The sequence below is a fragment of the Streptomyces iranensis genome, from assembly GCF_017874715.1.
In the GTDB taxonomy this organism is placed as follows: Bacteria; Actinomycetota; Actinomycetes; order Streptomycetales; family Streptomycetaceae; genus Streptomyces; species Streptomyces iranensis.
Map to the genome: position 1 here is coordinate 199,136 of NZ_JAGGLR010000012.1, position 24,280 is coordinate 223,415.

The window sequence follows — 24,280 nt, forward strand, 5'->3', positions numbered from 1 at the left end:
GGGCAGACCACACCGGCTCATCGAGCGCATGACGGAAAGCGGCTACTGGTCTACGTGAGGGACGGTGACCCGGCCGGGCCACTCAGCCGGGCCACTCAGCCGGGGCGGCGGACGGCGCCCCGGCGTACGACGCGCGTACGGGCGACGGCTTACACCTCGGGCGACGAGACCCCGCCGCGCAACCGGTACGAAATCTGCTCGCACCACTTCTGCACCGCGCGGCCCAGCGCCCCGCGCGCTTCCTCCGGAAGCCGGCCGACCACCGAGGAAACGGAGATCGCCGCGACGGGACGCCCGGTCCGGCCGAGAATCGCCGCCCCCACGCAGACACCGTTCAGCTCGGACTCCTCCTCATCGAGAGCCCAGCCCCGGGAGCGGGCCGCCTCGATGTCCGGACGGAGAGCGGCGGCCGTGCGCCGGGTGTGCGGAGTGGCCTCCGGATAGGGTTCCGCGGGCAACAGCTTCGCCCAGTCCTCGGAGGGAAGGGCGGAAAGGATCGCCTTGCCCATCGCCGTGGTGTGCACCGCCACCGGCTCCCCGACCGTGGTGGCGAACCGCAGGGCGTGCGCGCTGTCGAACGACGCCGCACAGACCAGCTGGTTGCGCTGCAGAACGGCGAGGTTCACCGTCTCCCGGCTCGTGGCGCGCAGGTCCGCCATCGCGGGCGCGGCAAGCTGCATGATCGATGTGGAATCCAGCCCGGCGGTGAGCTCCGTGATCGCGGGCCCGAGACGCCAGACGTGGTCTTCACGCACATGCTCGACGTAGCCCCTGCCCTCCAGGGTGCCCAGGATGCGGTGTGCTGTCGCGCGCGAGACGCCGAGGTCGCTCATCACGTCCGCCACGCGCGTGTCGCCGTGCGTGGCAAGCAGCTCGAGAACGTCGAGCCCACGCTTGAGCGCATCTGACAACTCCACGCCTCCGTCCAGCTCCGCGCCGAGTTCCGGGCGCTCGGACCAACCTACCCGATGCCACCAGGCCGGTGGCCGCCATGCGGTACTCGAATGCCCGCGGCAGCGGCTTCCGAAGTACGACATTCCCGGTCGTTATAATTCGACGTGAGAGGGCGATAATGTTTCCGGTTCAAGGTTTGAATTTCTCAAGCCTCAGTCAGTCGAGTCGACCGGCTCAAGCTCTTTGGGTATGAGCTCCTTCGCGACGTCTCGGAGTATCCCGATGAAGGAACTGAATCAAATGAGGGCCATCGCGGAGGACGACCCCAAGAATTTGGCGCATATCCGCGAGCGGTTCCTGGCCGACAAGCCGGTCACAGAGGGTGTCCGGATGTTGATTCTGCGTTCGTGGCAGCGCAGCAGGTCCCTGGGAATCTCCCCGGATGACGACTCCACTCATGAGCTGGACTTCGACGATTCGAGTCACCTCGTCCGCGCGGCCGAGCCGGTGCTTGATTGGCTGGCCGCCGAAATCGCGGGCACTGATGTGCTCGTGGCCCTTGCCGACAGCAACGGCACAATAATCCAGCGCCGCTTCGGCAACCCATCGGTGATCAGAAAACTGGGGGAGGATCAACACCCGCCGGGCGTCAATGTAGCCGAGCCGTTCGCCGGAACCAACGGCATCGGACTGGCCCTCGCCGAGAGGAGGCCGACCTTTGTCTACGGCAGCGAGCATTTCCCGGTCTGGGGACACACGGCCGTCTGTATGACCTACCCATTGCACAACCCGCTCAGTGGTCGCATCGAAGGTTTCCTCGACTTCAGCTTCCCCGTCACCAGCGCCATGCCGGCGATCACCACCTTGCTGGACAGGGCTCCGCGGGCCATCGAACGGCGACTCCTGGAGCAGAGCTCGGCACGCGAACGTGCCTTGCTCCAGGCATACCTCGAGACCCGACAGGGGCTCCGCCCTCCGGGCCGAGCGGACACGTCGGCCGAGTGCGCGCTGGGCCGGCAGGACCAGATGCTGCTGACGGAGAAGGCCTCGGAACTGATCGCACTGGGCCGGGGGGCGACCACGGAGACATCCCTCTCCGACGGGTCGGTGGCCACTCTCTCGAGCAGCCCGGTGACGAGCCCGTCCGGGACCACCGGCATGGCCGTCGGTGTGCCCGCGTCCTCTCCGGACGCCACCGACGAGCGACTGGTGCTGCTGGGTGAGCCGGAGGTCGGAAAGCTCGCTCTCGCGGCTCGCCACCGTCTGGAACTGCTGTCCGAGGCCAGCTTCCGTATCGGCACCAGTCTGGACATCACGGGGATCGCCGAGGAGCTGGCCAAGGTGGCGGTGCCCCGCTTCGCGGACGTGGTCCTCATCGATCTGGCCGATGCCGTACTGCGTGGCGACGAATCCCCGGATCCCGGCGCCGAGCTGCGCCGCACGGTGGCCCACGGCCTCCGCGCCGGCCACCCCTTCTACCCCCTCGGCGCACGGGTCGCCTTCGGCCCGGCCACCCCCCAGTCCCGCTGTCTGGCCAGTGGACAACCCGAGCTGGAGCCCGATTTGAAGGCCGCCGTCGGCTGGCTGTCCCAGGACCCCGAGCGCGCCCAGGCCGTCCTCGGCCACGGTTTCCACTCCCTCATCACCGTCCCGCTCGCCGCCCGCGGCGTCGTCCTGGGCATGGCCGGTTTCTACCGCGCGCGGGGACACGCCTTCACCGACGACGACCGCTCCCTGGCCGGCGAACTGGCCGGCCGGACCGCCCTGTGCGTCGACAACGCCCGCCGCTACACCCGCGAGCACACCATGGTCCTCGCGCTGCAACGCAGGCTCCTCCCCCACGGGCTGCCCGAGCAGGACGCGGTCGACGTGGCCTCCCGCTACCTCCCCGCCACATCCGGTGCCGGAGGAGACTGGTTCGACGTCATACCGCTCTCCAGCGCCCGCGTCGCCCTCGTCGCCGGTGATGTCGCCGGCCGCGGTATGCATGCCGCGGCCACCATGGGCCGGCTGCGCACCGCCATCCACAACTTCGCCGCCCTGGACCTCGCCCCCGACGAACTCCTGACCCAGCTCGACAAACTCGTCGGCCGCCTCGACCAGGACGACAGCGCCACGGACGAGGACGGCGACCGCACCGGCGCGGGGAACATCTGCGCCACCTGCCTCTACGCGATCTACGACCCCACGTCCCAGCGGTGCAGCCTCGCCCGCGCCGGTCACCCTCCCCCCGCCCTGGCCCACCTCGACGGCACGGTCGAGTTCCCCGACATACCGGCCGGACCACCCCTCGGACTGGGCGGCTTCCCCTTCGAGGCCACCGACATCGACCTCCCCCAGGGCAGTCAGCTCCTCCTCTACACCGACGGACTCATCAACGACCGCCACCGCCACGTCGACACCGCGCTCCACCGGATACGCCACGTCCTGGCCCCCACCGACCGCACACTGGACGACACCTGCCAGGCCGTCCTGGACACCGTGCCGCCCGACGCCCGGCGCGACGACATCGCCCTGCTCCTCGCCCGCACCCGCGCCCTGGACCCCGCCCGGATCGCGCGCTGGGAAGTGCCCGCGGACCCTGCCGCGGTCTCCGACATCCGCACCGCCGCCGCGCACACGCTGGACGCCTGGGGGCTGGGCGACCTGGCATGTGTCACGGAACTGCTGCTCAGCGAGCTGGTCACCAACGCCATCCGCTATGCCAACGGCCCCATCCAGGTGCGGCTGCTCCACGACCGCTCCCTGATCTGCGAGGTGTCCGACACCAGCAGCACCTCCCCCCATCTGCGCCACGCGGCCACCACGGACGAGGGCGGGCGCGGCCTCTTCCTCGTCGCCCAACTCGCCCAGGAGTGGGGCACCCGATACACCGACAACGGCAAGACCATCTGGGCCGAGCAGCCTCTGCAGCCACTCACGCGTTGACTCATGCGCGCTCGTACGACCCGCCCGCACCGTAGCGGCGCAGCAGCCACAGGCCGTACACCAAGTGGAAGGCGTACACGCTCGCCTGCCACCAGTCCGGGGCCGAGCCGGGAGAGCGGATCTGGAAGAAGTCGTCGAGGCCGTGGACGACCACCATCGGCCAGATCGAGCCGATCGCGTAGCGCAGGGCGGCGCATGTGAAGCCGAAGAACCCGGCGGACAGCATCTGCCACAGCGTGTCGTCGAGCGGATCGCCGAAGAACAGGAAGTTCTGGATGTGGCCCGCTCCAAAGAGCACGGCGACGCCGACGGCCGCGCGCACCGGACCGAGTGGGCCGAGGGCCTGCTGGACGAGTCCCCGGCTGTACATCTCCTCGTTGACGCCGACCCACAGCAGCGACACCAGGCCGCTGCCGACAACGGTCGCGCTGCCGTCGAGGCCCGCCACGGAATACGAGCAGGCGACCAGCAGCATCGGCGCGGCCATCCACCAGCGGCGCGGACGGCCTGGCGTGGCCACCCCGGAAACCCGCAGCCACCCCCACCGCCACAGCACGAGCCACACCCCCGCGGCGCAGATGACGTTGACCAGGGTGGCACCGAGGTCCGGGTACCAGGAGGGCGCCAGTGGAGGCAGGATGACCTTGGCGAAGAGCAGCAGCACGGTGTGCCATGCGAACGTCAACTCCACCGCGCCCCACAGCGGATGACGGCTGACGTGGTCTTTCCACGACTGCATCACGGAATGAGCGTAGCCGTGGGCACGGAGAAGGGAACCCGGAGATCTCGGTAGCGTGATGATCCGGTCTTGCTGCGCTACCCCGGGCTGCGCCTTCTGCACCGGGCTTCCTACGCCGGGCGGGACCGGCGGGACCGGCAGGCGCGGTAGGCGCGTTGGCGGCAGGCGTCGGAGCGGATCCAGGGGTGACGGTGGTAGAGGCCCCAGTCGGCACGGGCGGACAGCTCCAGCCGGGTCCGCCAGTCGCCCGGCGCGGCATCGGCCGGCGGGACTTCGCCCATCACGGCGTCCGTCATGAGGTCGAGCAGCTCGGCCTTGCCGGGCACGTACCGGTAGAGCGACATCGTGGTGCAGCCGAGCCGTGCGGCGATCCGGCGCATGGACACGGCGGCGAGTCCTTGTGCGTCGGCGATCCCGATGGCGGTGCAGAGCTATGCGTACAGCCTGAACAATGAAATCGAACCGAATGACTCGTTCAACCATGGTCCTCGCCTGTCTCGCCGCCACCCTCTCATGACCCGGCTGGTGCGCGAAGCACGCCGATAGCATCGTGGTCGACCGTCTGCGGACAGCCAACCCGTGAAGGAGCGCCGACGTGCGACTCAGCCCGCGAACCGTGCACCAGATCGAGTCACCGATGGGCGCGACATATGCCCTGCTGGCGGAGCGCAGCGGCGAGCGTGCGCTACTCGATCTGGCCCAGGCCGCGCCGAGCTACCCGCCCGCGATCGAGATGATCGAGCACGTCGCCAAGGTCGCACACGAGCCGAACGGCGCCGCCTACGTGCCGGCTCCCGGGCTGCCCCGGCTGCGGGAGACGTTCGCCGCCGACCTCAGCCGCGCCTACCAGAGCCCGGTGGGGGCCGGCCAGATGGTCGTCACCGCGGGTTGCAATCAGGCGTTCTGCCTGGTTGCCCAGTCGCTCACCGAGCCGGGTGACGAGGTCATCGAAGCCCTGCCGTACTACTTCAACTACGACATGTGGCTGCGCATGAACGGTGTCGTGCCGCGATACCTGGAGCCCGGCCCCGGTCTCGTGCCCGACCCGGAGGCGGCCGAAGCGCTCATCACGCCGCGCACCAGGGCGATCGTGCTGGTCACCCCGGGCAACCCGAGCGGCGTCACCCTTCCGTCGGATGTGCTCGCGGGGTTCTACGAGCTGGCGAAGCGGCACGATATCGCGCTGATCCTGGACGAGACCTACCGCTCGTTCCGCGACACGGAGCAACCGGCACACGAGCTGTTCGCCGACCCGGACTGGGAGCGGACCCTGGTGAGCCTGCACAGCTTCTCCAAGGACCTGGCGATTCCCGGCTACCGGGTGGGCGCGGTCATCGCCTCGCCCGAGCTGAGCCGCGAGGTGATGAAGTTGCTCGACTGTGTGGCGATATGTCCTCCGCGTATCGGGCAGGAAGCCGCCTGGGCCGGGCTGACCTCGGCCCAGGAGTGGCGACGTGCGCGTGCGAACGAGGTCGCGGACAAGCGACGTCGGCTGGAGACCGCGCTGGCCGGTCGGCCGGGCGGTTTCCAGCTGATGAGCAGCGGCGGATTCTTCGGCTGGATCCGCCACCCCTTTGCCGAGCGCCCCACCGACGAGGTCGTGCGCGACCTCATCACCCGCTACGACACGCTCGTCATATCGGGCACCGCCTTCCTGCCCGACGACCGCCAGACGTTCCGGGTCAGCTTCGGCAACGTCGACCAAGCCGGACTCACCGAATTCGCCGAGCGTCTTGAACTGATGGCCCAGGATCTCCTTGGCTGACCCGGCATTCCGCGGTCGTGGTCCTGGAGCACTGTCTGAACCGCATCTTTCGCACCGGTGACGCGGCTGGTTGATGGGCTGCCGACCGCGGCCGCCCGGTCTTGCCGAGGGTGTTCCGGGTGCGCATGTGAAAGGCGAGGAGGGCGACGAGTGCGGCGGCGGTGAACCATCCGGCCTGGATGGCGAGGTACTTCGGGAGCGGGGTGGTGGAGAACCCGGCGCCGGTGGCCGCCTGCATCGCGCCGTAGGAGGGCAGACAGCGCACCACGCTGCCGTCGGAGCTGGAGCTGTAGAGCGGATTCTGCAGGGCGAGGTCGATCACGCTGGTCATCACGATGGCGAACATGCCCTCCACTTCGCGGCGCAGCAGTGAGCCGAAGGCGACGCCCAGGGCGCCATAGGTGATACCGGCGCAGAAGAGAGCCGCGGCGAGCAGGGCGGGTTGCTCGGGTGTCCAGAAGGTGCAGGTGAGGGCGGTCGCGTAGGCGGCCACGGCGGCGGAGGCCAGTGCCAGGGAGGTGAGCTTGGCGAGGACGAGATGGGTGCGGGGGTAGCCGGCCAGGGCCAGTCGGCGGTCGAAGTGGCCGCCGGTGAAGGAGGCCGCGAACATCATGAAGCCGATGATCAGGGTGACGGCGTTGAGGGCGCCGGTGATCTCGGTGAGCTGGTTGCCGTGCGGGGTGAGCAGGTGTCCGGTCGCGCGCAGCCGGAAGCGGGTGGGGGTGCCGGGCACGGACCAGAACGCCAGCGCGGTCCACACGGGGATGAACAGGGCGATGAGGACCATGGCGAAGCGGTTGCGCAGGTGCTCGATCAGCGCGTAGCGGGCCGCGGTCAGGAAAAGGGGGCGGTGGCGGCGTATGGCCCGGAGAGGTGTCATGCGGTGGGCTCCGTGGTCCGTTCGCGCAGCACGCCGCCGTGGAGGCGCCACAACTCGTCGAGGCGTTCGGCGTCGTAGGCCAGATGGGAGACCACGAGGACCGACCGGCCGTCCTCGCGCAGCCGGCCGGCCAGGTCCCAGAACCGCTGGTAGGTCTCCCAGTCGAAGCCCTGGTAGGGCTCGTCCAGCAGCAGGATCCGCGGGTCGTGCATGAGGGCCAGGGTGAGGTTCAGCTTCTGCCGGGTTCCACCGCTGAGGACTCCGGTCCGTTCGTCGGCGTACTCGCTGAACCGGAGTACCTCCATGACCTCTTCGGCCCGCGCCAGATCACTCAGGCCGTAGGCGACCTTGAAGTAGTTCAGGTGCTGGCGGACGGTGAGCGCGTCGTTGAGGACGGCGGCCTGCGGGCAGTACCCGAAACCGCCGTGGTGGCGGACCGTGCCGCGATCGGGGGCCAGTTCGCCGGACAGAATCCTCAGCAGCGTCGTCTTGCCCGCGCCGTTCTCCCCGACGATTCCGGCCAGGACACCCGGTCGCAGCCGCAGGTCGACACCGCGCAGCACCACCCGCCGGCCGTAGGCGTGATGCACGCCGGTCACCTCCATCGAACGCCTCCTCCCCTTGGCGTTCCGCTATAACGAGCCGGGGGCCTCGAGGGCACGGTGACGACCCGATATCCGGGCTGTGCGTTCATCCGATGAGGTGGGGCCAGTGCAAGGGAGCCCGGTGAGCGGGCGATGGACGTCTAGGTTTCCGGCATGACCACCTCCCCGTCCCGTTCCGTGGCACAGGGCCCTTCGAGGCCGGCGCCACAGCACACCACCGCCTCAGCGCCCTTCGGCGCGCCGCACCCTTCGGCCGGCGCCGAGGCGTGGTATCTCAACGGGCATCTGCGCGACGAGAGCGGCGACACGTACACGTGGATGGTCAGCTTCCTGAAACACCACGATCTGCGGGACCGCGCCGCCCGTCCCGGGTACGGTCTGGTGTCCACGTGCTCGGGCCCGGCAGGGGTCTCCCACCGCGCCTGGCTGTCGCCCACCATGCATCGCGCGGTCCGCGACGCGCTCCGCGGCGACACCGCGCTGGATCACCGGGTCCGTGAGGCGCTGACGGACGCCCTCGCCGAGGGCCCGCTGCTGCCCGACCGGCTGCTGGCCGAGCCGGTGGTGGAGTCGGCCGAGACGCTGGACATCTCCTTCGGGGACGTGGCCGCGCTGCGCCGTGAGGAGGACGGCGGCTACCGCCTGGCCTTCGAGGACGAGGAACGTTTCGAGCTCGTCCTCACCCCCGTCAAGGCGGCGGTCCCGCAGTTCGACGCCCAGGGGTGCTACCCGGGGCGGCTCCCGACCGGCGCGGACACGATGACGTCGTACTTCGTGCCCCGGCTGCGCGCCCACGGGACCCTGCGCCGTGCGGACGGCACCCAGAAGCGGCTGGCGGGGCACGCCTGGTTCGAGCAGGACTGGGGCAGCACCTACTACGACGTCCAGCGGGCCCCGGGAACGCCGGACCACACCTGGGAGTGGGCGGGCATCCAGCTCGGCAACGGCTGGGAGATCAGCTGCGTCCACGCGCGCAACACCGACCCCACCACCGGTGCCACCACACTGGAATTCACCCGCGCCACGGTGGTCGCCCCGGACGGCGGCGTCGGCTACCACGACGTGGACTGGCGGCCCGTGCGCCACTGGACCTCGCTGGCCACCCTCAACACCTACCCGACCGCCGTGCGCGTGAGCGTCCCCGGCCTCGGCCTGGATGTCGAGGTGATCGCCCCGGCGGCGGAGGGCGAGGTCCGTACGCTGCTCGCCGGACGCGCCCTGTGGGAGAGCCCCGCCACCGTGCGCGGTGTCATGGGGACCACGTCCGTGGCGGGCACGGCGTTCCTGCAGACCCTCCCGACCAACACCATCGGCGACATCGAGCACTACATGCGCCGGACCCACGACATCGCCCGTGCGGAGGCCGCCGCGCTCTACTCCAGCGATGCCACCGACGGCACCGCGCTGGGACTGCTCACCGGCACCGGCGACGGGACGGGCCTGGACACCGCCGCCCGTATCCGCCTCCACCAGGGGGTCGCCGCTCCGCTCCTGCACCTGCTGGACAACCCCGGGCGCTCATGGCGTCCCTACGTGGCCGCGGCCGTGCTCTGCCTCCTCGGCGCGGACCCCGAGCCCTACCGGCCGCTGACGGCGGTCACCGAGCTCCTCCATGTCTCGGCGCTGGTCATCGATGACATCCAGGACAACTCCCCCACCCGGCGCGGCCGTCCGAGCGTCCACGAGGTCTTCGGCACCGCTCCCGCGATCACCGCCGGCACCCTCGGCTACTACACCTTCGACGCCCTCATCCAGCGCGTCCCGCAGGCCGACCCCGGCACCATGCTGCGCATCTACCGGCTCTATCTGCGGGACCTGCGCGCCGCCCACGCCGGTCAGGCCCTCGACCTCGCCGGGCACCACACCGCGTTCGGCGAAGCCGTGGCAACGGGTGACGCCCGCGCCCTCCTCGACCAGATCCGCACCGCCCACCGGCTCAAGACGGGCATGCTCGTCCGCAGCACCGCCGAGGTCTCCGCGATCCTCGGCGGCGCCGACGAGGCCCAACTGGCCGCGATCTGCGAGTACTTCGAGGCCGTCGGCGTCGCCTACCAGATCACCGACGACGTCGCCGACCTGTACGGGCAGTGCACCCCCGACGAACACCAACGGGGCATCACCACCCGCTCCCCCGCCGAAGACCTCCGCAACGGCGAGGTCACCTACCCCGTGGCCCACGCCACCGGCCTGCTCGGCGCAACCGACCGCCGGCGCCTGCGCGACGCCCTCCGGGAGCGCTCCGACGCCGGGGCGCTCGAAGCCTCCGACCTGCTGATGCGCAGTGGAGCCGTCGACGCGTGCGTGGCCGAGGCCCGCACACTCGTCGACAAGACCTGGGACGCCCTCGCACCCTTGCTCCCGCCGACTCCGCACAAGCCCATGGTCCGCGCACTGGGCTGGTACGCCGCCCAGCGGGAAACGGACCACGTCCCCCAGCGATGAGCGTTCGAGGCGGCTTGCCGAAACCGCAAGGTTCCTCGCCACTTTGTGACGCCTGTGCCGAGACTGGCCCCACCGACACCGAGGGCCGCCCCGACGAGCGCCACACAAGGAGAACGCCGTGCCCACCGCCTCCCGCCGCAAGGACACCCCTCCACCCCGCACCGCGAACAGCGAAGCGGACGTCCTGCGCGGATTCCTCGACTATCTGCGTGTCTCGATCGCCGCGAAAGTCGACGGAGCCGCGGAGCCTCAGGTCCGGACGTCCGCGGTGCCCTCGGGCACGAACCTGCTCGGACTGCTCAACCATCTGATCGCCGTCGAGAGCGCGACGTTCCTCGGCGAGAAGGTCACTGATTGGCAGGCGACGCTCCGGCCCGACCCTGAGGACAGCGTCTCCGACGTCGTCACGCGCTACCGGGAGACCGTCGCGCGTGCGAACGAGGTGCTCGACGAATGCACCGAGCTCGGTGCGCCACTGCCCCGGCCGGGGCGTCCGGGCCCGGCGCCGAGCGTTCGCTGGGCACTCACCCACATGATCGAGGAAACCGGTCGCCACGCAGGTCACGCGGACATCCTCCGCGAGCTCATCGACGGCGGCACCGGGCGCTGAGCCTCGTTCTCGCCGCTGCGGGACATTCCGCCTGCCGCGCGCCTACTGCGGGTAGGCGGTGTCGCGAGCGGTCTTCTCCCAGGTGGTGACGTCGGAGCGGATGGCGTCGAGGTGGGTGAGGACCGCGTCGACCGCGTCGCTGCCCAGCGGCAGCCGCAGCGGCGTCCGCTCGGCGTCCAGAGCCGTCAGGATCGCCGCCGCGGCCCTGGCCGGGTCGCCCGGCTCCGCGCCCCCGGCGGTCCGGGTCATCCGCCGGGTGGGCCCGACCGTCGCGGCGTAGTCGGCGATCTCCTCGCTGGCGCCGGTGTTGTCCATCAGGCTGGTGCGGAAGGCGCCGGGCTCCACGATGAGCACCTTGATGCCGAGCGGGCGCACCTCCTCCACCAGCGCCTCCGAGAATCCCTCCAGGGCGAATTTGGTGGCGCTGTAGGCGGAGAATCCGGCGAAGGACATCTGGCCGCCCATGCTGCTCATCTGGACGATCGCACCGGAGCGCCGGGCCCGCATGGCGGGAAGCACGGCCCTGACCAGGGCGGCGGGGCCGAAGACATGCAGGTCGAACAGCGAGCGCAGCTCGGTGTCGGTGGTCTCCTCGGCGGCGCCGACGTGGCCGCGCCCCGCGTTGTTGACCAGGACGTCGACCCTGCCGTGACGGCTCACCACATCCCGCACGGTGGCCTCGGCCCCCGCGGTATCGGTGACGTCCAGCGTCAGCGCCTCCACCTGGTCGGGGTGCGCGGCCACGAGGTCACCCAGCGCCGCCACACGGCGTGCGGTGGCCACGACCACGTCCCCGGCGGCCACCGCGGCCTCGGTGATCGCCCGGCCGAAGCCACTGTTCGCCCCGGTCACCAGCCAGACCTTGCCCATCGGACATCCCTTCACGGAAGTGTTGTGCTCTTCGGGGTCGACTCTCGCGGAGAAGTCCTTTGCCCGTCCAAGACCCGGTGTGATAGCCGATGGTTATGGATGTGCATGGGAGGGATCTGCGGTACTTCACCGCTGTGGCCGAGGAGTTGCACTTCACCCGCGCGGCCGAGCGGCTGTTCATCTCGCAACCGGCGCTGAGCAAGCAGATCCGGATGCTGGAGCTCCGGCTCGGCGCGCCGCTGTTCGTACGGGACGGCAGGAGCGTCCGGCTCACACCGGTGGGCGCCGCGCTGCTGCCGCACGCCCAGCAGGTGCTCGCCGCGTGGGACGCCGCGCGGGAAGCGGTCGAGCGGGCCAAGGCCGGGCAACGGGCGACGCTTGTCGTGGGGATGAGCACCAGCCCGGGTCGCGGCGGTCTGCTGCCGGGGATCAGGTCCCGGTTCGCCGACGCACACCCCGACGCCCGTATGAAACTGCGCCAGGTGAGCTGGGAGGACCCGACCGCGGGGCTCGCGGACGGCTCCAGCGACCTCGCGTTCGTCTGGCTCCCGATGCCCGATCCGGACCGCTACACCTGGGTGGTGGTGGCCCGGGAACCCCGTCTGGTCGCGCTGCCCGAGGAGCATCCGCTGGCCGCCCGGGATGTGGTCGACTTCGCCGACCTGCTGGACGAGCCGTTCCTCGCGCTGCCCCCGAGCGCCGGGGCGCTCCGGGACTACTGGCTCGCCATGGACGCCCGTGACGGCAGGCCACCGGTCGTCGGCGCCGAGATCGCCAGTACCGAGGAGACGTACGAGGCGCTGGTGGACGGGCGCGGGGTCTGCCTGCTGGCCGGCGGGAACGCACCGCTCATCACTCTGGGCGGCGTCGTGACCCGGCCGGTGCGCGGCATCTCGCCGAGCCGGTACGCACTCGCCCGGCGCGCCGACGACCACCGTCCCCTGGTGCTGGACTACGTACGTGCTTGCAGGGAGGCGACCGGGCAGTCCCCGGCCGGAGCCTGACGTGGAGTCCGGTGCCCGGCCGGCGCCGGGGCGTCACGCGATGCCGACGACCAGCAGGACGAATGCTGCGATGATGACGCCGACGCGCAGGTAGTGGAACCGGTCCCAGCGGCCGAGCTGCTCCCTCCAGTCCGCCGGGACGGTGTCCTGGGTCCACTGGGCCACGCGGGAGTTGATCGGGACGAGCAGGGCGATCGACATCAGCACGCTGAGGACGAGCAGGGCGGCGGCCGTGACGATGAGTCCCGCCCCCGCGTCGCCCCGCGCCATGGCGGCCCAGAGGGCGCTGAGCAGTACCGAACCGATGTACCAGAACGGCATCACCCTGCCGAGGAGGCGCGCTCCGTGGCCGCGGGCCGCGAGGCCGCCGTTGTCCGGCAGCCGACTGATGATCGGGTTGACGAAGGCCGCCACCGCGAACTCGACGCCCACCAGCAGGCCGACGACCACGACCGTGACGATGGCGAGTGTGTTCTGCATGTCCCCTCCCGAGCCCCTGACGCATTTCTAGCGCCGCTAGATTTCCATGTGATGCTAACCAGAGCGCCGCTCGAATGTCTAGCGCTGCTAGCATCCGGAGTGTCCGTACGGGGTTCGCCCCCGCCGTCCGCATTGGCCTGATCCCTGTGGTCCCCGTCTCCCCGTACCGGACACGATGGGGCTTATGTGACCGATCCACGGACACGAGGGGGAAAGCACCATGCATGAGAAGCACTCACCGAGGGCCTTATCGAGTGCGGCGGATTCGCGAGAGCTGATCACCAGGAAACCCGGCGCCGCCGCGCGCGAGCATGTGCTGGGATACCGGGGCTTCCGGTTCGGTGCGCGCCGGCCCCGATGTCGGCTGTTGGTGCCGGACGGTGTGGTGAAGGTGATGCTCGGGTTCGGCGAGCCGGTACGGATCGCCGACGCGGTGGATCCGTGCCAGTCCGTCACCGGAACCTCAATGATCAACGGCTTACGGGCCACCGCCACGCTGGGCGAGCACACCGGCCAGTTGTCCGGGGTGACGGTCATGCTGACGCCGATCGCGGCCTTCCGCTTCTTCGGCATGCCGATGGCCGAGCTGGCGGAGCGCAACCTGGACCCGGCCGATCTCCTCGGCCGGGAGGCGGGCCGTCTCCTCTGCCGCCTGTCCGAGTGCCGCGACTGGACATCGCGCTTCGCCCTGCTCGACGGGGTGTTCGCGGCCCGAGCCCAGGCCGGGCCGGTATGCGCGCCCGAGGTGGTCTGGACGTGGCGGCGGCTGGGACGCACCCACGGCCGGATACGCGTGGGGGAACTGGCCACCGAGACCGGATGGAGCCGCCGACGTCTTGAGCGGCGCTTCCGCGAGCAAGTGGGCCTGCCACCCAAGCAGTTAGCCCAGGTGCTACGGCTGCAGGAGGCGCTGCGCCTGCAGGACGGCGGTCTGCCGTGGGCGGAGGCGGCGGCCCTCGCGGGCTACTACGACCAGGCCCATTTCACCCGGGCCTTCAAGGACCGGGTCGGCTGCACACCGGGCCGGTTCGGAACCCGCCGGGCGTCCTCCAAGCCCGGCGACCCGCTGGACTTCCTGCCCGATCAGGTCACCAGCGTTCTGCTCGCCGAGTGAGGGCGGCGCATTCCCGGCGTCGCATTCGTACAAGACATCCCTCCTGCCGGATCGCGATGGTGGCGGAGTCGGCAGGCGCCGTCTGTCGGCTCGACCCAACATCGGCCCGCGCCCAGTCCACGGAGCCGGGCCGGACTCGACGGAAGGAGGGTGGACATGTACAGGACGCTCACCACGATGGGCAGCAGGCTGCTCGGCCTGTTCGTTCCCCAGGTGGAGGCCTCTGCCGTGCAGGTGAAGCAGTGCTGGCCGCAATGCTGGCAGTGCAACCGGCAGTACGGCGGTCAGTGCAGCTGCAACGCCCGCTGCTGCAAGAACTCGGCCGGGGGCTTCGACTGCGCCGGTTGCGTGGGCTGCTGACACCGCGCAGGGCCGTGCTGACCGCCGTCCGCTCCTGGACGACGGCGTACGCGGCGCACCGCTGAACGACAGCGGGCAGGCGGCCCCCGAGTGGCCACGGGGGCATCCGGGGGCCGCCTTCACGCTCAGCCCGCACCCCTACCTCGATTGAAAGGGTTGCCGTTGAAAGGGTTGCCGTTGAAAGGGTTGCCGTGCAGTATCTGGTGATCGCGGTCCGGGCCATGATCGGCGTGGTCTTCCTGATGGCCTTTCTGAGCAAGTCGGCGGGCCGGGGCAGGTTCACGGCCTTCGTGGAGTCGCTGCCCGCCATGGGAGTGGTGCCACCGCGGCTGGTCGGACCCGCGGCGGGGGCCGTGGTCGCCGCGGAGGGCGCGGTATGTGCCCTGCTCATCGTGGAGTCCGACGGTGCCACCGTGGCCGGACTGGCCCTCGCGGCGGGGCTGTTGAGCGCTTTCACGGCGGCGATAGCCCGCACGATACGGCGGGGAACGGGCGCCACCTGCCGCTGCTTCGGGGCCTCGGCGGCCCCGCTCGGCGGCCGCCACCTCCTGCGCAATGTGGTGCTGACCGCCGTCGCGGCGGCGGCCGGCCTGATGGCACAGGCGGACCGGGCTCCGGCGACGGCGACGGGGGCGCTCGTGGCGGCGGCGGCCGGGCTCGTCGCGGGTGCCCTGGTGACCGTACTCGACGACCTGGCCGAGCTCTTCCGCCCGTCCAGGGCCCGGCAGATCCGCGGTTCGACGCGCGCGCACACCATCCGAAGGCCATCCGCAACATCCAGGATATCCGGGACATCGGGGAGGAACCATGCCAGTCCTGATCAGCGCCGTGGTGCTCGTGGGGGCACTGTGTTCGCTGGACCTGATCCTCACCCTGGGCGTGATCAAGCGCCTTCGGGAACACGGCGAGCTGCTGGCGGCGAGGGCCGTCGACCGGCCACGCTCGGCGATCGAACTCGGCGAACCGGTGGGTGAGTTCGCCACTCACACCGTGGACGGCGAGCCGTTGGGCCGCGCCACGATCACCGGGACCACCTTGGTGGGCTTCTTCACGCCGACCTGCGGACCGTGCAAGGAGCAACTGCCGAAGTTCATGGAGTACGCCCGCACGGTGCCCGGCGGACGCGATCGGGTGCTGGCCGCCGTGGTGGGCGATGAGGATCTGGCCGCGCCCATGGTCGCCGAACTGAGGTCGGTGGCGAAGGTCGTGACCCAGACCCGCAACGAGGAACCCCTGGGCGCGGCATTCGAGATCATGGCGTTTCCCACGGTGCTCATGGTCGCGCCGGATGCCGAGGGCGATGTCGTGGTCACCGACGACGCGGTGGACCTGTCCCGGCCGACACTTCCGGTGTGAGCACCGTGCGCGGGCGAGGCGGCCACGAGGAGTCGGCGGCGGACACCGACCGCGCCCCCTCCGACGCCCCTTCCGGGCACCGGGGGCGCGACTCCCGGCGCTCGGGGCGTGCCGTGATCGCGCTGCGGCGGCTCGCCGCCGTCTGTGCGGTCACCGCCCGCGCCGCCCCCGGCACCCTGCTGCTCCACATCGGACTGTCGCTGCTGGTGAGCGCGTTGCCGGTGGTGACGGCCTGGCTGATGAAGCTGGTCCTGGACGATCTGGCGAGCGGTGCCCCGAGCACCCTGCTGTGGCCCGGTACGGCGATGGCCTGCCTCGGTGTGACGGCGGTGGTGGCCTCGCAGGCCATGCGCTACGCGCGAGCGGAGCTGGACCGCCGGGTGGGGCTGGAGATGCAGGACCGGCTGTTCGCCGCCGTCGACGGGTTCGTCGGGCTGGGGAAGTTCGAGAACCCGCACTTCCTGGACCGCCTGCGGCTGGCCCAGCAGGCGGGCCACGAGACGGCCACCCATGTCGCGGAGAGCATCCTGGGCGTCGTGCGCGCCGGGGCGACCATCGGTGGTTTCCTCGGTTCGCTCCTCCTCGTCAGCCCCGTGATGGCCGGGATACTGCTGGTGGCGGGGGTGCCCGTGCTGTGGTCGGAAGTGGCGCTGGCACGGCGGCGGGCGCGGATGCTGTGGGAGGTCGGGCCGGTCGAGCGGCGGGAGTTCTTCTACGCCGATCTGCTGTCGAGCGTGGAGGCGGCCAAGGAGGTCCGGCTCTTCGGCATCGGCCCGTTTCTGCGCGAGCGGATGCTGACGGAACGGCGCACGGCCAACGCCGCGAAGCGGGCCATGGACCGGCGGGAAATCGCCGTACAGACGGGGCTGGGCGGACTGGCGGCGGTGGTCTCCGGCGGTGGACTGCTCTGGGCGGTCCTCGCGGCGCGCGGCGGGGCGCTGTCGGTGGGGGATGTGACCATGTTCGTGGCCGCGATCGCCGGTGTGCAGGGGGCGCTGACCTCGCTGGCGGGGGACGCCGCGCAGGGCCAGCAGACGCTGCTGATGTTCGACCACTACACGGCGGTGACGCAGGCCGGCCCGGACCTCCCGGTCGCGGACCGGCCCCGCCCGTTGCCGGCGCTGCGCCACGGAATCGAGCTCCGGGACGTCTGGTTCCGCTACTCTCCCGATCTCCCGTGGGTGCTGCGCGGCGTCGATCTGCACATTCCGCAGGGCCGTGCGCTGGCCCTCGTCGGGCTCAACGGGGCGGGCAAGTCCACTCTGGTGAAGCTGCTCTGCCGGTTCTACGACCCGACGCGCGGCGCGATCCTGTGGGACGGCGTGGACATCCGTGAGGCCGATCCGGCGCGGTTGCGGGAACGCGTGGGCGCGGTGTTCCAGGACTATATGCAGTACGACATGACGGCGGCGGAGAACATCGCACTCGGCGACCTCACCGTGCTGACGGATCGGGACCGATCGCCTGAGCGGATGCGTCAGGCCGCCCAACGGGCCGGAATCGACCGCCAGTTGGCCGCACTCCCCCGTGGCTACGACACCTTGCTGACCCGGATGTTCTTCACGGAGGAGGACAAGGGCAACCCGGAGACGGGCGTGGTCCTCTCCGGCGGTCAGTGGCAGCGGCTGGCACTGGCACGGGCATTCCTGCGCGATGCGTGTACGCGCCGCGAACTGATGATCCTCGACGAGCCGTCGGCCGGGCTCGACGCGGAGGCGGAGCACGAGATCCACGCGTCCCTGCGAAGCGAGCGGAGCACCCGCACCAGCCTGCTGATCTCGCACCGGCTCAGTGCGCTGCGGGACGCGGACATCATCGTCGTACTCAAGGACGGGCGGGTCGCCGAGCGGGGGAACCACACCCTGCTGATGGCGGCGGGCGGGGAGTACGCGCGGCTCTTCACCCTCCAGGCCGGTGGCTATCAGCTCTCCGCCGAGGAGTCTCCGGTAGCGCCGGAGGAGGCGGTGTGATGGGTCTGACAGCACTGGGAATGGGGATGGCCCTGGGGACGGCTCTCATCACGGGAACGGTACTGCGGCGGACACTCGTGGTCGTGACCGTACGGGGCGGGAGCATGGAGCCCACGTACCGAGACGGGGAGCGAGTCCTGGTGCGGCGCGGCGGACGGTGCGCGGTCGGGCACGTGATCGTCGTACGGCAGACGGACGACGGGCGCTCGTCACCCGCCCCGAGCCGGGCGGTAGCGGCCGCCGGTACCGCGCAAGAATGGATGATCAAGCGGGTGGCGGCGGTGGCGGGCGACCGACCGCCCCCGGGAGCGCTCCCGGAGCCGTACGCCGCCGTCGACTCCGTCCCACCCGGGGCACTGGTCCTCCTGGGCGACAACACCCACAACAGCTACGACTCCCGCGAGGCGGGCTACTTCCCCACGACACACGTCCTGGGCACCGTCCTGCGGCCCCGCCCCCGGCCGACGTACGATGAGGACGCGACCGCCACGGGCCACGGGGACCGAGATGCCCACACGGGCGCGCACACGAGGAGCTGCTAGCGTCCGGCACCGTGAGCGACAGCGTGTACGTGGGCAATGCAGGCAAGGACGCGGCACTGGACCGGGGGTGGCTCCTCGGACACTTCAAGGACGCCGGCGATCCGCGCCACAGCGAGGCCGTGGAGATCAAATGGGGCGTCCACCCTCGTGGCGACGAACGAGCGGAATGGGTGAGGGGCGAGGAACGTACGGCTCTCCTGGTTCTCATCAGCGGCCGTTTCCGCGTGGAACTCCCCGGCCGCGACGTTCTTCTGGAAGAGCAGGGTGATTACGTCGTGTGGGGACACGGAGTCGACCATTCATGGTTCGCGGAGGAGGAGTCGGTGGTGCTGACCGTCCGGTGGCCGTCCGTGCCCGGTTACGCGGTGGCAGAGAACGGTGAAGGACGACCTCGGAGCCGACCATGACACATGATCCCGACGACGGACTCGTTTCGGCGAGCCTGGGCCTGCCCGAGGCCACAGGCAGCCGGAGGATGGACTGGGCGGCGATGCCGCGCGAGGTGGCGGCTCGGATCGGGCAGCTGCTCGGCAGCCCGGTGGCCCATGCGGTCAGCCAGCGGGGCGGGTTCTCCGAGGGGCTCGCCGCACGAGTGCGTCTGGAGAACGGCAAGCGTGCCTTCGTCAAGGCGGCCGGCTCACTGATGGCACCGGCGGTGGCGGACTTCCACCGCCGGGAGATCGCCGTGTCCGAGCGGCTTCCCAGGGAGGCGCCGGCGCCGCGGTTGCTCGACGCGTACGACGACGGTACCTGGGTCGTGCTGGCCTTCGAGGAGGTCGTGGGACATCTGCCCGTCCAGCCGTGGCAGCGGGAGGAGCTCGACAGAGTGCTCGCGGCGGTCACCGATATGGCGGAGGTTCTGACGCCATCGCCCATGAACAAGGCGGTCTTGGGCAAGCCCCGTCTCGGAGGATGGCCGGCGATGGCGGACGACGCCGCTGTCAGGGGCAAGGTCGAGGAGCTGTCACCGTGGGCGGCCCGCCATTTCGACCAGCTCGTCGCCCTGGAGGAGAACGCTTCACTGGATGGCGCCACTCTCCTGCATGGAGACTTGTACCCGTTCAACATCATGCTGACCGCGGACCGTGTCTTCGTCGTCGACTGGCCGCACGCCTGGATCGGCCCCCGCCACTGTGACGTGGTCACCCTGGTGTCGAGCGCCTCCCTCAGCGGCGTGGACCCGCGGCCGATCGCCGAGCACCACCCGCTGACCCGCGATCTCGACCCCGCCCGGATCAACGAGGTGCTCGCCCTGCACGCCGGATTTCTCCTGCGGACCGCTGCCGCGGCCGGGCCGGGCGCCGATCCCAACATCGTGGCCATGATGACCGCGTTGGGTCTCGCCTCACTGCGCTGGCTGCGCAGTTCTCAGCTGTAGGTCGCCGGTCAGGAGACGGGTGCGTGGTGGTAGTCCGCTGCGGCGAATGCCTTGCCCAGCTTGACGAGGGGCTCCGGGGCGTCCAGGCGTTCCATGACCGCCTCGATGAACATGAGCCAGTCGCGGTTGCCCCTGGCCGTCTCGAGCGCGGCCGCGAGGGTGTCCTCGGTGTTCGCCTTGACGGTGATGGCGAGGTTCTGGGGGTCGAAGGCTTCGACCAGCCGGTCGTATCGCCACGTGGCGATGTTGTTGTAGCCCGCGTCCGCGCCGAGGATGCAGCGCTCGACCGTGTAGCCGTCGTTGTTGATCAGGAAGATGACGGGGTGCAGTCCATGCCGCAGCACCGTGAGGTGCAGCCGTGCGGGAGCGGCAGTTCGGCGCATCCGTAGTACGAGGTGCCCTGATCGGCGATCACCACGTCGCCGGGTTCGAGGAACGCCTGGAGCTGCTCCCAGAAGCGTTCCTGGACCAGCCGGGCCGGGCGGACGGGCGCGCGCTCCTGCCCCGTGACGCGGCGCCGGAGGAGCGGGGTGATGGCGGCGGGCTTGTGGACGCCGGTGCTGACGAGCGCCAGCAGCGCGTCCTTCATGGATACGTGGGCGTACTGGGTGTCGCCGATGGCGGCGGCCGTCGGATGCAGGGCGATGACCCGTGACGGGTCGATGTTCTGGGAGAACCCGCCGGTGACCGAGTCGGTGAACTGAGTGCCGACGGCCAGCAGGCAGTCCGCGTTCTCGATGGCCTCCCTGACGTACGTGTCGCTGAGCCTGCCCGCGTATCCGCCGATGAACTGGTCGTGGTCCTCCGGGAAGACGCCCTTGGCATTGCTGAGGCAGGCGACCGGGCAGCCGATCTTTTCGGCGAGTTCCCTCAGCCGGCCGGTGAGGTGGTACCGGTCGATCTCGGGGCCGATCAGCAGGGCCACCGACCGGGCCGCGCGCAGCACATCCCGCGCCTGGCCCGCGAACCGCTCCAGCTTGCGGGGGTCGCTGGAGGGTTCCAGGAGGGCCAGCGGCTCGGCCGGTGCCTCGATCGTCTCGTACGCGACGTCCGAGGGCAGCATGATGTACACGGGACGCTTGAGCAGCCAGCAGAAGCGCAGCACCCGGTCGATCTCCGAAGCGGCGTTGTCGCGGCTCAGCACGGCCTGCGCGACCGTGTACTCGCCCGCACACTTCGCGGCGCGGGTGAAGTCGCCGTCGCCGGTCGTGTGGTGGACCTTCTGCTTGCCCTCCACGACGAAGGTGGCCGGTGTCCCCACGATGGACACGACGGGCACCGACTCGGCGTACGCGCCGGCGATGCCGTTGAGGGCGCTCAGCTCCCCCACGCCGAAGGTGGTGATGAGAGCCGCGATTCCGTTCAGCCGGCCGTAGCCGTCCGCGGCGTAGGCGGCATTGAGCTCATTGCAGTTCCCGACCCATTCGATGCCGTCCATCGCCTCGACCTGGTCCAGGAATTCCAGCTGGTAGTCGCCGGGCACGCCGAAGACATGCCTGACCCCGATCTCCCGCAGCCGGCGCAGGAGGTAGTCACCCACGGTGCATATGCCCATGCCGCGACCTCTCTTGGTGCTACCCCGGGACGCGTCCCGCCGAACGGGCGACGGCCGCGCCGGCGCCCCTGCCGCGAGAACGGCCCGCGGCGAGGACACCACCCGCGTGGGCTATCCGCTGACCGCTGTGAACCGGGTCGCCCGATAGGGGTCCAGCACATCCACCCTGACGTCGTCCAGGACCTCCGTGGCCAGCAGTTGCGCGAGACAGGGGCCGAGGGTGATACCCGCGTTCGTGGTGACGCCGTGGACATTGTGATACAGGGGGCTGCGGCCGATGACGGGCAGCCCGTCGGCCGGAACGATGCGGCGCCCGACGGTGATCTTCTCGATCTCCGCCCGCCGCAGTGGCGGCAGCACCGTGGCCGCGTCGGCCAGCAGCCCCTCGCCGTCCAGCCCCGCCGGGTCGGAGACCGGTGTGCCGGTGTAGTGCCTGGCCAGCACCACCCGCCCGTCCGTGCGCTGGATGGCGTGGATGTCCGAGGCGAGCAGCACCCGCTCCAGGAAGGGCGGCAGCGGGGCGAGATGGACGATGGTGCCGGAGGAATCGACCAGCGGCACGGTGACGCCCAGCGGGTCCAGCAGCGAAGGCGAGTCCGCGCCACAGGCGACGACCACGTGGTCGCACTCGATCCGCCCGCTCGAGGTGACCACGGCTCGGGCGCGGTCCCCGGCGCCCTCGACAGCCGTGACGTCGGCGCCGTAGCGGAAGTCCACCCCGAGCCTCGTGCCGGCGTCCACCAGTGCGGCGACGGCCCCGGCGGGGTCGACGGAGCCCTCGTCGGGTGTGAAGAAGCCGACGGCTTCGTCGGCGACGACGGCGCCGGGGAGCAGCTCCCTGGCCTCGGTGGCGGTGATGGCTCGGGAGGGGCTGCCCCAGGCCAGCCGTCGGCGCAGGTCGCCGCGGAGAAGGTCGTGTTCCGCGCCGTGGCCGGGTGCGAGCTGCACCGTTCCGCCCCAGCGGACCGGCAGGGCCTCGCCGAGCTCGTGGTGCAGCCGCCGCCAGGCGCCGAGCGCGAGACGGTGCAGGCCGAAGTAGTGCCGGGACGTGCCGTCCGACAGCGAGGTGCCGTTGCGGAAGTACGTCTGGTTGGTGAGCCAGGCGAAGGCGGCGGACGTGGCCCCGGCCGCGGGACCCTCGCGGTCCAGGACGGTCACGCGGGCGCCGCTCAGGGCGAGCTGCCTGGCCAGCGCCGTGCCGAGAATGCCGGCGCCGACGACCACCACATGGGCGGAGGAGGGGGAAGGGAGGGGTGGCATGGGTCTCCTTGCTCGTCGTGGTCTCTCTGCGGTTTCAGGTGGGCTATTGGGCCGGCCAGCCCGGTCGCGTGGCGTCGGCCGGCTGCCGCGGTCCGTGGCCCCGCTCCTCGGCCCCGCTCGCCTGGGCGAGGCTGAGCCGGCGGGTTTCCGGCGCCATGCGCCACGAGACGGCGAGCCCGATCGTTCCGATGCCCGCCGCGATGTACAGGCCGGTGCTGGTGCCCCATCGGTCGGTGGTGAGGGGCAGGAGGAAGGTGCCCGTGGCCGATCCGATGCGGCTCACGGCAGTGGCCACGCCCATGCCCGTGCCGCGCAGATCGGTGGGGAACAGCTCATTGGGGTAGACGAACTGCAGCGCGGCGCCGGCCGCCTCGGCCAGGTTGAACACGATGAACAGCGTGATCACCAGCCCGCTGGTGGCCCATGGATTGATCCCGAGAACCAGCAGCGCCACGGTGAACACGGCCGTGGAGACGAGCAGCAGCGTCCTGCGGCCGAGAGTGTTGATGACGAGCATGCCGAGGGCGGTGCCCACAATCGCGAACGACTGCACCAGCACGCTGGCCCCCAGTGCGTTGTCGACCCCGAGCGAGGTGAGCAGCTGCGGCTGGAAGGTCTTCACCGCGAACGAGGGCGCCACCTGACAGACCCAGAAGATCGAGCAGAACGCCAGCATCGGCCCGTAGCCGCGGCGGAACAGCTCACCGATGCCGCTCAGTGCCGGGCCCTTCCGCACGGGGGTGGCGCGCGTCTCGGCGGCCAGCGCTTCGAAGTCGGCCTGCGGCCCGAGGTGTTCGGTGACGACCGCGCGCGCCTCGTCGGTGCGGCCGACACTCAGCAGCCAGCGCGGGGACTCGGGGGTGCCCAGCCGTAGCAGCAGGAAGACGAGCGAGGGGACGGCCGCGCTGGCCAGCATCCAGCGCCAGGCTCCGTCGCCGAGACCGGCCATCAGATAGCCGACCGCGTAGCTCGCGGTGAAACCCACCCACAGGACCAGCACCAGCGAGACGAGCACCGGCCCGCGCAGCCGCCGGGGCAGGAATTCGGTGGCCAGGGCCGTGGCGATGGGGTAGTCGGCGCCGAGCGCGACCCCCATGACGAAGCGCATGAGGAACAGGGACAGGGCGTCCACGGCGAAGAACTGGAGCGCGGAACACACCACGAACACCAAAAGGTTCACGGTGTACATTCCGCTGCGTCCGAGCCGGTCGGTCAGCGGCCCGAATATCAGGCCGCCGAGGAACATGCCCATCAGCGCCGAGGCACCGATGAGTCCCTCGCCCAGCGAGCCCATTCCCAGGTCCGTGGCGATCGTGGGCAGTGCCACCGCGATGATGCCGAGGAGATAGCCGTCGCAGAAGGGGCCGCCTGCCGCGACGAAGGCGACCTTGCGGTGGAATCGGCAGGTGGGCAGGTCGTCCAGGGGGACTTTGCGCGTGTCCACGGTGTCTCATCTCCCCATGGGAATCGGCAGTCGGATGTGACGTGGGTCTCCGGCCGGTGGACACACGTTAGGTCGGGCTTAAGA

The 24,280-nt window shown here is 70.6% G+C and carries 24 protein-coding genes; 13 read left to right on the forward strand and 11 right to left on the reverse strand.

Going from position 1 to position 24,280, the window contains the following annotated elements; translation table 11 throughout:
• Nucleotides 1-149: 149 nt before the first annotated feature.
• On the reverse strand, nt 150-917 hold the full coding sequence (locus J2Z30_RS23120) for an IclR family transcriptional regulator (RefSeq protein ID WP_044580409.1): 768 nt from the start codon (nt 915-917) through the stop codon (nt 150-152).
• Nucleotides 918-1,194: 277 nt separating this feature from the next.
• Here J2Z30_RS23120 and J2Z30_RS23125 point away from each other — a divergent pair, with 277 nt between their 5' ends.
• Nucleotides 1,195-3,822: a SpoIIE family protein phosphatase gene (locus J2Z30_RS23125; RefSeq protein WP_044580408.1), complete on the forward strand. Its 2,628-nt coding sequence runs from the start codon at nt 1,195-1,197 to the stop codon at nt 3,820-3,822.
• A 1-nt stretch (nt 3,823) separates the two neighbouring features.
• Here the strand turns inward: J2Z30_RS23125 and J2Z30_RS23130 are convergent, their stop codons facing one another.
• Nucleotides 3,824-4,561: a CPBP family intramembrane glutamic endopeptidase gene (locus J2Z30_RS23130; protein WP_044580407.1), complete on the reverse strand. Its 738-nt coding sequence runs from the start codon at nt 4,559-4,561 to the stop codon at nt 3,824-3,826.
• 110 nt (nt 4,562-4,671) lie between these two features.
• A complete protein-coding gene (locus tag J2Z30_RS23135) occupies nt 4,672-4,980 on the reverse strand; it encodes a TetR/AcrR family transcriptional regulator (protein ID WP_308280031.1) in 309 nt (102 codons plus the stop codon).
• Nucleotides 4,981-5,156: 176 nt separating this feature from the next.
• Here J2Z30_RS23135 and J2Z30_RS23140 point away from each other — a divergent pair, with 176 nt between their 5' ends.
• Nucleotides 5,157-6,326 (forward strand): aminotransferase, encoded by a 1,170-nt coding sequence (locus J2Z30_RS23140; RefSeq protein WP_044580406.1) that lies wholly within the window; start codon nt 5,157-5,159, stop codon nt 6,324-6,326.
• On the opposite strand, the gene J2Z30_RS23145 is transcribed toward J2Z30_RS23140, so the two are convergent.
• Nucleotides 6,274-7,206 (reverse strand): ABC transporter permease, encoded by a 933-nt coding sequence (locus tag J2Z30_RS23145; protein ID WP_245388319.1) that lies wholly within the window; start codon nt 7,204-7,206, stop codon nt 6,274-6,276. The genes J2Z30_RS23140 and J2Z30_RS23145 overlap by 53 nt on opposite strands.
• Entirely contained in the window at nt 7,203-7,811 is a 609-nt protein-coding gene (locus tag J2Z30_RS23150) for an ABC transporter ATP-binding protein (RefSeq protein WP_044580405.1), read from the reverse strand. The genes J2Z30_RS23145 and J2Z30_RS23150 overlap by 4 nt, the downstream gene beginning before the upstream one ends.
• A gap of 153 nt (nt 7,812-7,964) precedes the next feature.
• Between J2Z30_RS23150 and J2Z30_RS23155 the strand changes: the two genes are divergently transcribed.
• The gene (locus J2Z30_RS23155) at nt 7,965-10,253 is read left to right on the forward strand and encodes a polyprenyl synthetase family protein (RefSeq protein ID WP_044580404.1); all 2,289 of its coding nucleotides are present in this window, start codon (nt 7,965-7,967) and stop codon (nt 10,251-10,253) included.
• A 118-nt stretch (nt 10,254-10,371) separates the two neighbouring features.
• Nucleotides 10,372-10,863 (forward strand): DinB family protein, encoded by a 492-nt coding sequence (locus J2Z30_RS23160; RefSeq protein WP_044580403.1) that lies wholly within the window; start codon nt 10,372-10,374, stop codon nt 10,861-10,863.
• Between the two features lie 42 nt (nt 10,864-10,905).
• On the opposite strand, the gene J2Z30_RS23165 is transcribed toward J2Z30_RS23160, so the two are convergent.
• Nucleotides 10,906-11,733, reverse strand: a complete 828-nt coding sequence (locus tag J2Z30_RS23165) for an oxidoreductase (protein WP_044580402.1) — start codon at nt 11,731-11,733, stop codon at nt 10,906-10,908.
• Between the two features lie 89 nt (nt 11,734-11,822).
• Here J2Z30_RS23165 and J2Z30_RS23170 point away from each other — a divergent pair, with 89 nt between their 5' ends.
• Nucleotides 11,823-12,737: a LysR family transcriptional regulator gene (locus J2Z30_RS23170; protein ID WP_209468795.1), complete on the forward strand. Its 915-nt coding sequence runs from the start codon at nt 11,823-11,825 to the stop codon at nt 12,735-12,737.
• 33 nt (nt 12,738-12,770) lie between these two features.
• On the opposite strand, the gene J2Z30_RS23175 is transcribed toward J2Z30_RS23170, so the two are convergent.
• Nucleotides 12,771-13,217, reverse strand: coding sequence for an anthrone oxygenase family protein (locus tag J2Z30_RS23175; RefSeq protein WP_044580399.1), 447 nt, complete (start codon nt 13,215-13,217; stop codon nt 12,771-12,773).
• A gap of 220 nt (nt 13,218-13,437) precedes the next feature.
• On the opposite strand from J2Z30_RS23175, the gene J2Z30_RS23180 reads away from it, so the two are divergent.
• The 8 genes from J2Z30_RS23180 (at nt 13,438) to J2Z30_RS23210 (ending at nt 19,937) form a co-directional block, all read left to right on the forward strand.
• The gene (locus J2Z30_RS23180; protein ID WP_052701909.1) at nt 13,438-14,331 is read left to right on the forward strand and encodes a helix-turn-helix domain-containing protein; all 894 of its coding nucleotides are present in this window, start codon (nt 13,438-13,440) and stop codon (nt 14,329-14,331) included.
• Nucleotides 14,332-14,487: 156 nt separating this feature from the next.
• Complete coding sequence (locus tag J2Z30_RS23185; protein ID WP_014057610.1) at nt 14,488-14,691, forward strand: hypothetical protein; 204 nt, start codon at nt 14,488-14,490, stop codon at nt 14,689-14,691.
• 203 nt (nt 14,692-14,894) lie between these two features.
• Nucleotides 14,895-15,665 carry a MauE/DoxX family redox-associated membrane protein gene (locus J2Z30_RS51745; RefSeq protein WP_372453292.1) on the forward strand — a complete coding sequence of 257 codons (771 nt, stop codon included), beginning with the start codon at nt 14,895-14,897 and terminating at the stop codon, nt 15,663-15,665.
• On the forward strand, nt 15,556-16,047 hold the full coding sequence (locus tag J2Z30_RS23190) for a TlpA family protein disulfide reductase (RefSeq protein WP_372453293.1): 492 nt from the start codon (nt 15,556-15,558) through the stop codon (nt 16,045-16,047). The genes J2Z30_RS51745 and J2Z30_RS23190 overlap by 110 nt, the downstream gene beginning before the upstream one ends.
• On the forward strand, nt 16,044-18,017 hold the full coding sequence (locus J2Z30_RS23195) for an ABC transporter ATP-binding protein (RefSeq protein ID WP_078957201.1): 1,974 nt from the start codon (nt 16,044-16,046) through the stop codon (nt 18,015-18,017). Before J2Z30_RS23190 ends, J2Z30_RS23195 begins: the two co-directional genes overlap by 4 nt.
• Nucleotides 18,017-18,559: a S26 family signal peptidase gene (locus tag J2Z30_RS23200; RefSeq protein ID WP_209468796.1), complete on the forward strand. Its 543-nt coding sequence runs from the start codon at nt 18,017-18,019 to the stop codon at nt 18,557-18,559. The genes J2Z30_RS23195 and J2Z30_RS23200 overlap by 1 nt, the downstream gene beginning before the upstream one ends.
• A gap of 11 nt (nt 18,560-18,570) precedes the next feature.
• Nucleotides 18,571-18,966, forward strand: coding sequence for a cupin domain-containing protein (locus J2Z30_RS23205; RefSeq protein ID WP_078957200.1), 396 nt, complete (start codon nt 18,571-18,573; stop codon nt 18,964-18,966).
• Nucleotides 18,963-19,937: a phosphotransferase family protein gene (locus J2Z30_RS23210; protein WP_044580394.1), complete on the forward strand. Its 975-nt coding sequence runs from the start codon at nt 18,963-18,965 to the stop codon at nt 19,935-19,937. Before J2Z30_RS23205 ends, J2Z30_RS23210 begins: the two co-directional genes overlap by 4 nt.
• 8 nt (nt 19,938-19,945) lie before the next feature.
• Here J2Z30_RS23210 and J2Z30_RS23215 read toward each other — a convergent pair whose 3' ends face one another.
• The 4 genes from J2Z30_RS23215 to J2Z30_RS23230 all read right to left on the reverse strand — a co-directional run bounded on the left by J2Z30_RS23215 (nt 19,946) and on the right by J2Z30_RS23230 (nt 24,196).
• Nucleotides 19,946-20,281, reverse strand: coding sequence for a hypothetical protein (locus J2Z30_RS23215; RefSeq protein WP_052701906.1), 336 nt, complete (start codon nt 20,279-20,281; stop codon nt 19,946-19,948).
• The gene (locus tag J2Z30_RS23220) at nt 20,245-21,492 is read right to left on the reverse strand and encodes an alpha-keto acid decarboxylase family protein (protein ID WP_052701904.1); all 1,248 of its coding nucleotides are present in this window, start codon (nt 21,490-21,492) and stop codon (nt 20,245-20,247) included. Before J2Z30_RS23220 ends, J2Z30_RS23215 begins: the two co-directional genes overlap by 37 nt.
• A gap of 111 nt (nt 21,493-21,603) precedes the next feature.
• Nucleotides 21,604-22,752 carry an NAD(P)/FAD-dependent oxidoreductase gene (locus J2Z30_RS23225; protein WP_044580393.1) on the reverse strand — a complete coding sequence of 383 codons (1,149 nt, stop codon included), beginning with the start codon at nt 22,750-22,752 and terminating at the stop codon, nt 21,604-21,606.
• A gap of 43 nt (nt 22,753-22,795) precedes the next feature.
• Complete coding sequence (locus tag J2Z30_RS23230; protein ID WP_063791033.1) at nt 22,796-24,196, reverse strand: MFS transporter; 1,401 nt, start codon at nt 24,194-24,196, stop codon at nt 22,796-22,798.
• Between the last annotated feature and the right edge of the window lie 84 nt (nt 24,197-24,280).